This window comes from Chelativorans salis, assembly GCF_025336525.1.
Classification (GTDB): Bacteria; Pseudomonadota; Alphaproteobacteria; order Rhizobiales; family Rhizobiaceae; genus Chelativorans; species Chelativorans salis.
Genome location: NZ_JAOCZP010000005.1, coordinates 77,644 through 88,738, shown reverse-complemented (window position 1 = coordinate 88,738; position 11,095 = coordinate 77,644). Strand labels below are relative to the sequence as shown.

General features: G+C 61.7%; 11 protein-coding genes. 8 read left to right on the top strand and 3 right to left on the bottom strand.

Going from position 1 to position 11,095, the window contains the following annotated elements:
- The 3 genes from N5A92_RS16850 to N5A92_RS16840 all read left to right on the top strand — a co-directional run bounded on the left by N5A92_RS16850 (position 1) and on the right by N5A92_RS16840 (position 2,678).
- On the top strand, positions 1 to 975 hold the full coding sequence (locus N5A92_RS16850) for a TAXI family TRAP transporter solute-binding subunit (RefSeq protein ID WP_260904846.1): 975 nt from the start codon (positions 1 to 3) through the stop codon (positions 973 to 975).
- 83 nt (positions 976 to 1,058) lie between these two features.
- Entirely contained in the window at positions 1,059 to 1,715 is a 657-nt protein-coding gene (locus N5A92_RS16845; RefSeq protein ID WP_260904845.1) for a dienelactone hydrolase family protein, read from the top strand.
- Positions 1,716 to 1,844: 129 nt separating this feature from the next.
- Positions 1,845 to 2,678, top strand: a complete 834-nt coding sequence (locus N5A92_RS16840) for a LysR family transcriptional regulator (RefSeq protein WP_260904843.1) — start codon at positions 1,845 to 1,847, stop codon at positions 2,676 to 2,678.
- Positions 2,679 to 2,710: 32 nt separating this feature from the next.
- Here the strand turns inward: N5A92_RS16840 and N5A92_RS16835 are convergent, their stop codons facing one another.
- From N5A92_RS16835 to N5A92_RS16825, 3 genes are read right to left on the bottom strand one after another with little or no spacing between them, the layout of a single operon-like run.
- Positions 2,711 to 3,997 carry a hypothetical protein gene (locus tag N5A92_RS16835; protein WP_260904841.1) on the bottom strand — a complete coding sequence of 429 codons (1,287 nt, stop codon included), beginning with the start codon at positions 3,995 to 3,997 and terminating at the stop codon, positions 2,711 to 2,713.
- Between the two features lie 28 nt (positions 3,998 to 4,025).
- A complete protein-coding gene (locus N5A92_RS16830; protein ID WP_260904839.1) occupies positions 4,026 to 5,261 on the bottom strand; it encodes a pyridoxal phosphate-dependent aminotransferase in 1,236 nt (411 codons plus the stop codon).
- Positions 5,242 to 5,982, bottom strand: a complete 741-nt coding sequence (locus N5A92_RS16825; RefSeq protein WP_260904838.1) for an SDR family NAD(P)-dependent oxidoreductase — start codon at positions 5,980 to 5,982, stop codon at positions 5,242 to 5,244. Before N5A92_RS16825 ends, N5A92_RS16830 begins: the two co-directional genes overlap by 20 nt.
- 131 nt (positions 5,983 to 6,113) lie before the next feature.
- Between N5A92_RS16825 and N5A92_RS16820 the strand changes: the two genes are divergently transcribed.
- The 5 genes from N5A92_RS16820 to N5A92_RS16800 all read left to right on the top strand — a co-directional run bounded on the left by N5A92_RS16820 (position 6,114) and on the right by N5A92_RS16800 (position 11,092).
- Complete coding sequence (locus N5A92_RS16820; protein WP_260904836.1) at positions 6,114 to 6,863, top strand: GntR family transcriptional regulator; 750 nt, start codon at positions 6,114 to 6,116, stop codon at positions 6,861 to 6,863.
- Positions 6,864 to 6,949: 86 nt separating this feature from the next.
- Entirely contained in the window at positions 6,950 to 7,936 is a 987-nt protein-coding gene (locus N5A92_RS16815) for a Bug family tripartite tricarboxylate transporter substrate binding protein (RefSeq protein ID WP_260904834.1), read from the top strand.
- Positions 7,937 to 7,996: 60 nt separating this feature from the next.
- On the top strand, positions 7,997 to 8,449 hold the full coding sequence (locus N5A92_RS16810) for a tripartite tricarboxylate transporter TctB family protein (RefSeq protein WP_260904832.1): 453 nt from the start codon (positions 7,997 to 7,999) through the stop codon (positions 8,447 to 8,449).
- Between the two features lie 47 nt (positions 8,450 to 8,496).
- A complete protein-coding gene (locus tag N5A92_RS16805) occupies positions 8,497 to 10,044 on the top strand; it encodes a tripartite tricarboxylate transporter permease (protein WP_260904830.1) in 1,548 nt (515 codons plus the stop codon).
- Positions 10,031 to 11,092, top strand: coding sequence for an Ldh family oxidoreductase (locus N5A92_RS16800; protein WP_260904829.1), 1,062 nt, complete (start codon positions 10,031 to 10,033; stop codon positions 11,090 to 11,092). Before N5A92_RS16805 ends, N5A92_RS16800 begins: the two co-directional genes overlap by 14 nt.
- Positions 11,093 to 11,095 lie beyond the last annotated feature (3 nt).

Genomic DNA, 11,095 nt, shown 5'->3' with positions numbered 1-11,095 from the left:
ATGAAACATATGAAAACTCTGCTCGCGGGGGTCGCTCTTGCCACTTCCGGTATGATTGCGACGGCCACCGCCCAGGTCGTGACCGTCGCAACGGGCGCACAAGGATCTCTCGCGTATAATTCAGGCCAGGCGGTTGCCAAGGTTGCCAACGATGCCGGCATCACGGCGCGAACACAGCCCCTCGTGGGATACCTTCCGCTAATCAGCAATGGTGAAGTCGATTTCGGTTTCTCGAACGGCGTTGAAGCCGCCTTCGCTTACACGGGTACCGGCAATTACGATCGCGCAAGTCCCAACCTCAAGTTGGTCGGCACTATGTTTCCGCTGACGACCGGTCTGATGGCGCCATGCGATCTCGGGCTCGAAACCATCGCCGACGTCAAGGCGAAGGCGGGGGAACTCCGCATCGCTTCGGAATATACGTCGTCGACGATCATTCCCTATTACATTGGGGGCGGCCTCGCCAATGGCGGCCTCACATATGAAGACTTCCAGAACGTTCCGGTTTCGAGCTTTGTGGCCGGCATCAACGCGTTGGGGGACGGGCTGGTGGATATCGCGCTTGTCAGCCTCAACGCCGGAGCCGGGCAGCAGGCGGCAGTGAAGCTCCAGGACCGTGGCGGCCTCTGCTATATCTCGCTCGACAATTCCGAGGAGGGCACGAAGGCATTCAAGGATTTCCTGCCGGCCGGCAATATCGTTTCGCTGCCCCAAAACCCCGATGTGAACGGTCTGCAGGACTACGACGTGAACATTATGCAGATCCCCTGGATAATGCTCACCAACAACGATGTCGATGAGGACCTCGTCTATCGCATGACCAAGGCCGTCGCAGAGGGCAAGAAGGCGCTCACGGAGTCGTTCGGCGCTTTCGCCGGCGCCAGTACCGAGGCAATGGCTCCGGCGAACGAAGTTCCCTACCATCCGGGCGCCCTGCGCTATTTTGAGGAGGCCGGCATCAAGGTCGGCGATTGAGACCATATCGGAAACGGCGCCGGTCGAGGGCTGGCGCCGAAAACGGCGATCTTGCCGTCAACAGTGATGAAAGGATTACAAGAATGATGACACAACTGACCGCGTCGGATGGGCATCAGCTCGACTGCTGGATGGTACCGGCCCAGGGAACCCGGCGTGGCGGTGTCGTGATCCTGCAGGAGATTTTCGGCGTCACAGACCAATTGAAAAGTGTTGCGGCTCGCTATGCGAAGCTGGGCTATGACGTCGCCATACCGGCGCTGTTCGATCGCCGCGAGAGGGGCGCAGTCATTCCTTTCGACCAGGGCCCGCGTGGACGCGATCTGATGCTCGCCGCCACTCTCGAGGAGACCATGCGCGATGTCGAGGCGGCCGTACAGGCGCTCGCCGCCAAGGGTGGCAAGGTCGGGGTCATCGGCTTCTGCTGGGGTGGAGGTCTTGCCCTGCGCGCTGCGCAGAAACTCAATGTCGCCGCTGCCGTCGCCTTCTACGGCACGCGGCTGCCGCAATATCTCGACAGCCCTTTGAGGGCACCGCTGCTCGGTCATTTCGGCACGAAGGACGACCACGTTCCGCCGGAAATGCTGGATCAGGCCAAGGCTTATCTGCCGGACATGATCGTGCATACGTACGAGGCCGGGCACGCCTTTGCCAACGATGCACGACCCAGCTACGTCGCCGACGCGGCCGAGCTTGCGCATGAGCGCACGGCCGGGTTCCTCGATAAACATCTCGCCTGACCGGCGCGATGCGCTCCCGCCCGCTCAGGGCGGGACGCCTTGCTCAAAAGGTACTGGAACGCAGCACAAAGTTCGGCGAAGGAGGGGATTAGCCGGATGCGTGTAGATTAGCTGGGCCTTGAGGCATTCATGGCCGTAGCCGAATTGGGCAGCTTCTCGCGGGCTGCCCAGAGGCTCAATCTTACGCAGACCGCTTTGAGCCATCGCATTCGCAAGATCGAGGCGGATCTGGGTACGCGCCTCCTGGTGCGTACCTCGCGTGATGTCTCGCTGACCATCGCGGGACAAGATCTCCTTCCGCAGGTTCGCGAGCAAATGGATGCCCTGGCGGAGCTCTACGGCGCCGTTCATGACAGCGGGCGTGAATCGCGGCGCAGGCTGGTCTTCGCTTGCCTTCCCACCGTTTCGATCTTCCACCTTCCGGAGTTGATCAGGGATTTTTCCAACGCGAACCAAGGTCTCGAAGTGGTCCTGCTCGATCAGCCGGCGGGTCGGATCGTCAAGCTTGTGCAGGAAGGCCAGGCCGAATTCGGGATCACCATAACGGGCGCAAATCCGTGGGACCTCGAAATCGAACACCTGTGCACGGAGCCTTACGTTCTACTCGTATCGAAACACCACCGGTTGGCTGGCCGCAAGAGCGTGGCAAGAAGCGACCTGCTCGGAGGGCGCCTCGTTCGTATCCGAACGCAATCCATCAACCGCCAGATCATCGAGGACTCCCTGGGAAGTCTAAGTAAACAGCTCGACTGGCGCTTCGAGGTGCAAAACGTGACTACCGCCATGAGCCTCGTCGACCATGGCGCCTCCGTCACGGTCTTGCCGCAACTCACCAAGCGCCTCGTGCCGAACGAATTCGTCGGGCTGCCTTTTTCCGATGTCGATCTTTCGCGCAACATCGTCGCTCTCCAGCGTTCTATGATTTTCATTCATCATTATTTTGCCGGCGACGCTGCGCATTGAAGCGCGGCCGGTGTCACATCCGTCTGCATCTCTCAGAGGCGATCGAGCAGCGCTGCGATGTCGAGCAGGTACATCTGCCGGCAGCCTTCATGCACCGAATCGATGCAGACGGCTCGGTTGTCCCGGCTCCAGCGCGGGTGCAGATCGCAGCGGTTGTGCTTGCCCAGATCTGCGGGGGTGTAGAAGGTACCCAGATCGTAGCGCACCTCCTTCTCGCAGTCGAAAAGGAACAGCGTGCGTTCGTTGGTCTTGGCGTCGGGATATGTATCCGACAGCATCCAACGCCCGTTCCGGCCATAGGTCATGTGCCCGTTTTCCGTGAGGATACCGTTTCCCACAACGCTCACGTCGCCCGTCCGGTCGTTATAGAGTTGGTAGTGAATCTCGCCTTCATGCGGACCCCAGACGATGACCTCGTCGTCGGATTTCCACAGGGGGTGGGAAATCTGCCATTCGGACTTCTCGTAGTCGAAGGTGCCGTGGGAGCTCGGGTCGAAATCCTTCTCGAGCTGGGGCAGGGGGTGGTCCGTGTCTTCCAGCAGGTGCAGACCGGTGCCGTCGCCGTTGATGGTGAACAGCCGATGCAGGTAGCAGAACTCGTCATCCGGCCGCTCCGTCCAGCGATGGATGAACAGGAAGCGGGTACCGGAGGGGTTCACCTCCATATGGGTGATCCAGTGCGTCGCCCCGTCCATGGACGGCACATGTTCGAATTCGAAGAGGCGGCGCAGGGAACATATGAGTTCCGTCTTGCCGGTTTCGATATCCATGCGCCAGATGCCGTCATCGTCGGGAGCGAGCGGCAGGCCGGGTTCGGCACGCGTGGCCGGATAGCCGATGGTGCGGTGCGTCTTTATGAAACGTGAGTAGTTGATCGTCAGGGCAAATCGGCCATTGGGCGCCATGACGTAGATGGGCGCGGGAAGTTCCCGGCTTTCCCCTGTTGCGGGATCCACCACCTGGGAGCGGAAGTCCGGATAGATGTTGTCGGGGCCCGGCACTGTCGTCGCGCGGGTGTTGTAGATGACCTGGCCCGTATCGCCCAGCCACTGCAACTGACAGCCCATCTGCCAGTTCCAGGCGGTGGTTTCGCCAAGCTTGTGCCAGCGGTCGCCGTCGGTGAGATCGAAAAAACCTACCTCTGCCACTTCACGGCCAGTCAGGTCGCCGGTGAAAAGCGGCGTGCGGTTACCCAGAAGCCGGGCGTCGCTGGGACCGAAATTGGTCTTGTTGTAGTAGCCAAAAAAACTGTGGAGGCTGCCGTCGCCCGCGCGACGGATCGGCACCTCGTCGGATAGGTCGATGATCTTGTGGGTCATTTGGTTGTTCCTGTGTGGAGCGCGATGATCAGGCGAGAGCGGCCAGAAAGTCGTGCATCCGTGTCATGGCAGTTTCGATGATGTCTTCCGAGGTGGCGAAGGACATGCGGAAGAAGCCCGGCTGCAGGAAAGCGGCACCGGGAATCGCGGCGATTTCCGCATATTCAAGCAGCGCTTCGCAGAAACTCACATCGTCTGTAATGGTCATGTCGCCGACCGACTTGCCGTAGGCGGCCCGAATATCCGCGAATATGTAGAAAGCGCCCTGCGGCGGGATGTAGCGCAGATAGGGCATCCGGCCGAGCCGCGCCGTGATCAGATCCTTGCGCTTCTGATACTGGGCGGCCATGGCATCGATCTGCTCCTGCCCGTTCCGCAGCCCGCCAAGCGCAGCCCACTGCGCAATGGAGCTCGGGCCGGAGGTATTGTGCCCCTGAAGCATCGTCATCCGCTTGATCAATTCCGCTGGCCCAATGGCGAAGCCGATGCGCCAGCCGGTCATGGCAAGGCTTTTCGATGCACCGTTGATGTGCAGCATCCGGTTCCGCGCCGCGGGGCAGAGATTTAGTGGATTGCGGTATGTGATCCCGTCGAAAATGATCCGTTCATAGATTTCGTCATTGATGATCGTCAGATCGTGTTCGATCGCGAGTTCGCAAAGACCGACCACGAGGTCATCGCCATAGATGCGGCCGGAAGGATTATTGGGCGCGTTGAGCATGATCATCCGCGTGCGGTCGGTGATCGCCGCGCGGATGTCGCCGAGCGAGAAGTCGAGCGTCTGTGGGTCGGTTTCGATGATCACCGGCTTGGCGTCGCAGAAGCGGACCTGTTCTACATAGCTGACGAATGCCGGGGCGATTATGATTGCCTCGTCGCCGGGATTCAGCAGGGCGGCGCAGGCTTCGAAGAGCAAGGGCTTGCCCCCTGCGCCGATCATCACCTCCCGCGCCTCGTATTCAAGAGCGAACCGGGTCTTGTAATAGCGAGCCACCTCCTCGCGCAGTTCCAGCAGACCTGCGGCGGGGGTGTAGAAAGTATGGCCCGCGTCCAGCGCCCGGCGAGCGGCTTCCATCACAGCGGGTGGCGAAACGAAGTCTGGCTCGCCGGTGGAAAGCGAAATGATGTCCCGGCCCTGCCGTCGCAAGTCGGCGGCTTTCTCGGACACCACGCGAGTGGCGGCAGGCTGCAGGCGGGTCAGGCGTTCTGAAATACGCACCATACTCGGTCCTCTCCTCACCGCATCACGTGGCTTGGCCGCCATTGACACCGATCATCTGACCGTTGACGAACCGGCTGGCGGGTGAGGCGAGGAAGGTGACCGCCGCGGCCACGTCTTCCGGCGCGCCCATGAAGCCCACGGGGATCGATGCCAGCTTCTTCGGGTCTGTGCCATCCCGTCCCTCGGTCAGGGTTTGGCCCGGGGAAACCGCGTTGGCAGTGATGCCGTGTGGCCCGAACTCTGTGGCAAGCGCCTTGGTCAGCCCCCAGATCCCGTGCTTTGCCGCAGAGATCGGCGCACCTTCGAAATAGCCCTTGATCGCCTTCATTCCGGTCATGCTGATGATCCGGCCCCAGCCCTTGTCCACCATGCCGGGCAGGAATGCCTGCGTGGTCCGGAAGGCGGCGGTAAGGCTTGTGTCGACGACGAAATGCCAGTCGCTCTCGTCCATATCCAGGAAAGGCTTGTGCGGCCGGACGGCCGCATTGTTCACGAGGATGTCGATTGTGCCGAACCGATCGAGCGCCGCTTTCGAGATGGCCGCAATCTCCTCCGCTCGGCCCATGTCCCCCATGACAATCAGGCTTTCGGTGCCCTGCGCGTGAACCAGTCCGGCGGTATCCTCACAGGCCTGGCGGTTGCTCGCGCCGTTGATCACCACGTTGGCCCCGAGGCCTGCAAGTTGCGCGGCGATGGCGCGCCCAATGTTCCTTCCCGATCCGGAGATGAAGGCGGTTTTGCCAGCAAGAGGTCTGTCGGTCATTCCAAATCCTTTTCTTTTGTCTCTGGCCAGCCACGTTCCAAGGCGCAGCCATAGGCGCGCGCACGCCTCGCAATCCTGGCACGGTGACTACGGAGAATCCGGAACGTGAAAGGTCCTCCTAAGCCGGGAAGATGGAGCGGGCCATAAAAATTGTCAACAGCGTGAAAACTGTTGACAATCTGAAAAAGGAGCGTTCTTTTATCGGCATGGAAATTTCGAACGACACACAGGCCATGGTTTCTGCACGCCGCGAGAGGTCGCTGACCACCATCGTGCGTGACAGGCTGGAACAGATGATCCTCAAGGGTGAGTTGGGGGCAGGCATGCGCCTCAACGAGCAGGCGTTGTCAAAGGTGCTTGGCGTCAGTCGCGGCCCGATCCGCGAGGCTGCGCGGCTATTGGAGCGTGACGGGCTCGTCGCTTCGGTCGCCAATCAGGGCGCGTTCGTGCGGCAGCTGTCGATTGAGGAGGCGCTCGAACTCTATGATCTGCGTGCGGTCATTGCTGGCCACGCCTGTGCCCAACTTGCCGAACGGGCTAGCGCAGCAGCGAAGCGCGAAATGCGTGAGAGGGTGGAAGAGATGGATCGCTGTATCGCGACGGAGGAAGAGGCCCGCTACTTCGAACTCAATCTCGCCTTTCACGACCGCATCGCGGAGCTGTCGGGGGGTAAACGCACCCTGGCTCTTTATACGTCGCTGGGCAAGGAAGTGCGGCTGCTGCGGCGGCGGGTGCTGCGAGGAACGGAATCAATGCGCTTCTCGAACGAGGAGCACAAGCAGATCGTCGGAGCGATCGAGGCCGGCGATGCGCCGGCTGCCCGCCAGGCGGCTGAGCAGCACCACATCAACGGGAAACGGCGCTGGCTCGATACGCTCTAGGCCTGTTGTCGAAGCACTGTGCGTCCGGTTTTGGCCGGGTGGAACTGGAGAAGGCGGGGAGGACCGCACACAAATGGGAGGAAAGCATGAAATTTATCAGCGAATTCGTTGGAACGGGCCTACGCGGGACCGGATTGGCCGCTGGTTGCGTTCTCGGTCTCATCGCCGGCAGCCATGCGCTGGCGCAGGATTATCCTAGCAAGGATCTCGATTGGACGATCGCATTCGGGCCGGGCGGCGGAAACGACATCATGGCCCGCACCCTGATCGACATCATCCAGAAGTACGACTTGTACGGGCAGGATATTAGGGCAGAGAACCGGGCCGGCGGCAGTGGAGCGGTCGGCTGGGGCTATGTATATTCCAAGGCCGGCAGTGGGTACGACATCTCCACAACCTCGGGCAGCCTCATAACCACGCCGCTGCAGGCCGACACCCCGTGGAAGGCTTCCGATTTCGTGCCGCTGGCATTGCTGGCGACCGATGACCTCGCCATCATGGTGAGCGGCAATTCCGAATGGGACACCATCGAGGAGTTTATCGAATCCGCAAAGGAGACGCCGCCGACGCTCGCCGGCACTGGCACCGTGAACGTGGACTTCATCGTGCCTACGCTTTTCGCGGAGAAGGCGGGTTTCGAGTTCGAATACGTCTCGTTCAACTCGATGGCCGACATGCAGACCGCGCTGCTGTCGGGAGCTGTCGACGCCATGGTCGGCAATCCGGGCGAAATCGTCGGCCTCGTGGAGTCCGGCGATATGAAGGCGTTGATCTACAGCGGCGAGACCACCCCGCCGGCGCTCGGTGATGTCCCGACGATGGATGAGAAGGGCTGGGGCGTTGGCGTGTCCATGCCGCGCGGCCTGATCCTGGCTCCCGATGCGCCGCAGGAGGCGGTCGACTTCTGGCGCGCTACGGTCGAGAAGATCGTGGAGACTCCGGAATGGGAAAAGTACATCGAAACCAACCTCCTGACCGAGAATATCAAATACGGCGATGACTTCGGGACCTTCCTGAAGAATGCCCAGGATGGGTTCGAAAAGGTGTTGCGCGCGCAGGGCGCGATCAAGTGAAGCAGACCTGACAGGGGGGCGCCGGCCGAATCCCGTCCGGCGGCCCCCGTGGAGCCTGAGATGCGTATCATCTTCTTCGTCGTGATCCTCGCTGCGGGGCTCATGTATTCCTATGTGGCTTTCACAAACCTGGACTTTCTGACGATGACCGGACGGCTGGGGCCGGGGTTCTTCCCCCGGGGCATCGGGGTCTTGATGGTGGTCTTCACTCTCTGGAGCATGAGCGCCGAATTGCGGCCAAGTGCGGCCGAGGGACGCTCCGACGTCGGCGGTTACGCCGGCCAGGTGGCGCTAATAATGGGTTTTGGCGTGGCTTATGTGCTGTCGCTGGGCTTGATCGGCGGCATTCCGGCAACGGTGATCTTCCTTTTTGTCACCTTGTCGGTGCTGAACCGGAACCGCCTTCTACAGAATGGACTGGTCGCGTTGCTGGTGCCCGCCGCGATCTATGTGCTCTTCGACAGGCTGCTGAACGCCGCGATACCCGAGGGCGTACTGCCGCTTCCCTTCTGAAACGCTCCGCGCCGGTGCGTAACCCGATATACTGGAGCCTTCCCTTCATGGACCTTTTCGCTGACCTCTGGATGGGTTTGTCCGTTGCGATCAGCCCCATCAATCTGGTGTATCTGCTGATTGGTGCGATGGTGGGCATGATCGTCGGTATCATTCCTGGCTTCGGCCCCGCGGCGGGTCTGGCGATTCTCTTGCCCGTCACCTTCGGGATGGATCCGATCGGCGCCGTGATGATGCTCGCCGCGATCTACTACGGGGCGATGTATGGCGGGACGATTACCTCGATCCTGCTGAACACACCGGGCGAATCCGCGACTGTTGCCAGTACTTTCGACGGCTATCCGCTGGCCCAGAAGGGGCGAGCGGGTCCCGCGCTGGTGATGCAGGCGGTGGCCTCGTTCACCGGGGGGACAGTGGGTGTCATCCTGATCACGCTTTTGGCGCCGGCCTTTTCCCACGTCGCCCGCAACTTCGGCCCGCCGGAGTATTTCCTGTTGGCGCTTCTGGGGATGCTGACCCTGATCGTGATGATCGGGGAGAATTGGAAGCTCGGCGTGCTCTCCGCCCTCATCGGTTTCGCGCTCGGCACCGTCGGCGTAGATCTCGAAACAGGTCAGAGCCGCTACACATTCGGTTCCGCGGAGCTGATCGGCGGCATTCACTTCATTCCGATCGCCATCGGCCTCTTCGGCCTGGGCGAACTCTACTTTGCCTTCTACCGGGGCCTTCATCGCATCGGGTCGGGCTCCATTGCGCAATATGACCGGAAGAAGGGCTTCTGGCCCGATTTGGCCGACTGGGTAGACACGAAGTTCACGCTGGTGCGCGGGTCCATCCTGGGCTTCGTGGTGGGTGTGATCCCTGGCGCAGGGGCGACCATCGCCTCGCTCATGGCCTATTCCTTCGAGCGCTCCTTCTCAAAGCGTCCGAAAAACTTCGGCAAGGGCGAGATGGCGGGCCTGGTGGCGCCTGAAGCCGCGAATAACGCCGCTTCCTCGGGCGCGATGATCCCGCTGCTGACGTTGGGAATTCCCGGCTCGGCCTCGACCGCGGTCCTTCTGGCGGCCTTTCTTCTCTGGGGGATGCGTCCGGGTCCGCTCTTCATGACGCAGAATCCGGAATTCGCCTGGGGGCTGATCGCCTCGATGTATCTCGGCAACATGGCACTCCTGGCGCTCAATATCTTCGCAATCCCGCTCTTCGTGCAGATCATCCGCGTGCCATACCGGATCCTCGCGCCCATCGTGTTGGTCATCTGCACGCTCGGGACATTCAGTGTCTCCAGCTCGATGATCGAGGTCTACCTGATGTTCACCGCCGGGATCGTCGGCTTCTTCATGCGGCTTTATGGCTTCTCTCCCGCCGCGCTGGTTCTAGGGCTGGTTCTGGGGCCGCTCGCGGAGGAGGCCCTGCGCCAGACGCTGACCATATCGCGCGGATCCTTCTGGATCTTCCTGGAACGCAATGGGTCGATCGGAATCATCGTGACCACGGCGGTCCTGCTTCTCGTCCTGCCACTTATGCAACGCATTGGACGCAGAGCAGGCGCCTTGAAGCAGGGTACTGTCAGTGAGGCTGAGGATGCCGGGGTCTGAGGCACGGATCGCTCAAGGCGCGCTGGAGGGTTTGGCCGCCCGCGCCTTCTCCGGCCTCGGCGTACCCGATGCGGAGGCGGGGCAGGCCGCCGCAGTACTCGTGCTGGCGGAGATGATGGGAATCTCCACACATGGTATTGCCCGCGTCGTCACTTACGGGAAGCGGCTCGCATCCGGCGGGATCGATGCCGGGGCCCGGATCGAAAGCACGCGGATCGCTCCGGCGTTTGTCCAACTGGACGGCGGCAACGGCCTGGGGCCGGCAGTTGGGGCGCGAGCACTCTCCACTGCGATGGAGTCGGCGTGGGAGAGTGGGGTAGGCGTGACGCTTTGCAGGGGGTCCAATCATTTCGGCGCTGTAGCGCCATATTGCTGGCAGGCCTGCGAGGCGGGCTTTGCTGCGATTGTCATGTCAAATACGACACCGCTGATCGCGCCCACCGGCGGGCGGACTCCTGCCGTGGGGAACAATCCTATCGGCTTCGGCTTTCCGGGGCCGGAGGGCCGGCACGTCATCGTCGATATGGCGATCTCGGTCGCCGCACGCTCCCATATCCGCCGCGCAGCAGAGGCCGGAGAGCCGATCCCGGATGACTGGGCGACGGATGCCGAAGGCCGGCCGACGCGGGACGCCTCGGCGGCGATGCGCGGGATGCTCATGGGGATCGGGAGGCACAAAGGCTATGGTCTTGCGCTCGCTGTCGACATGCTGGCTGGCGTTCTATCCGGGGCGGCTTTCCTCACGGAAGTAGCCGATCTGTCTCGTGAGCCGGGGGCCTCACAAAATCTTGGGCACGCCTTTCTCCTGATCGACGTATCGCGCTTGCTGAATGCGGCGGAGCTTGCCGAGCGGATGGACCGGGCGAGGGATATGCTTACCTCTGTAATGCCCGTCGATCCGGACAGTCCCGTGCGTCTTCCCGGCGACCGGGCACTGGCGCGGATGCGTCGAGCGCGAACCGAGGGCATCGCGGTGCCAGATCGGGTTCTTGATGATTTGCGAGCGCTCGCAAATGGCAAGGAAGAGGTGCCGAAAACGCTGGATTGATCT

What these genes read in the sequence shown, in the direction of transcription:
- N5A92_RS16820 (WP_260904836.1), top strand. Translation starts at nt 6,114, where the DNA reads ATGGAGCGGGCCATAAAAATTGTCAACAGCGTGAAAACTGTTGACAAT.
- N5A92_RS16825 (WP_260904838.1), bottom strand. Translation starts at nt 5,982, where the DNA reads ATGACCGACAGACCTCTTGCTGGCAAAACCGCCTTCATCTCCGGATCG.
- N5A92_RS16850 (WP_260904846.1), top strand. Translation starts at nt 1, where the DNA reads ATGAAACATATGAAAACTCTGCTCGCGGGGGTCGCTCTTGCCACTTCC.
- N5A92_RS16800 (WP_260904829.1), top strand. Translation starts at nt 10,031, where the DNA reads ATGCCGGGGTCTGAGGCACGGATCGCTCAAGGCGCGCTGGAGGGTTTG.
- N5A92_RS16845 (WP_260904845.1), top strand. Translation starts at nt 1,059, where the DNA reads ATGATGACACAACTGACCGCGTCGGATGGGCATCAGCTCGACTGCTGG.
- N5A92_RS16830 (WP_260904839.1), bottom strand. Translation starts at nt 5,261, where the DNA reads ATGGCGGCCAAGCCACGTGATGCGGTGAGGAGAGGACCGAGTATGGTG.
- N5A92_RS16810 (WP_260904832.1), top strand. Translation starts at nt 7,997, where the DNA reads ATGCGTATCATCTTCTTCGTCGTGATCCTCGCTGCGGGGCTCATGTAT.
- N5A92_RS16815 (WP_260904834.1), top strand. Translation starts at nt 6,950, where the DNA reads ATGAAATTTATCAGCGAATTCGTTGGAACGGGCCTACGCGGGACCGGA.
- N5A92_RS16835 (WP_260904841.1), bottom strand. Translation starts at nt 3,997, where the DNA reads ATGACCCACAAGATCATCGACCTATCCGACGAGGTGCCGATCCGTCGC.
- N5A92_RS16840 (WP_260904843.1), top strand. Translation starts at nt 1,845, where the DNA reads ATGGCCGTAGCCGAATTGGGCAGCTTCTCGCGGGCTGCCCAGAGGCTC.
- N5A92_RS16805 (WP_260904830.1), top strand. Translation starts at nt 8,497, where the DNA reads ATGGACCTTTTCGCTGACCTCTGGATGGGTTTGTCCGTTGCGATCAGC.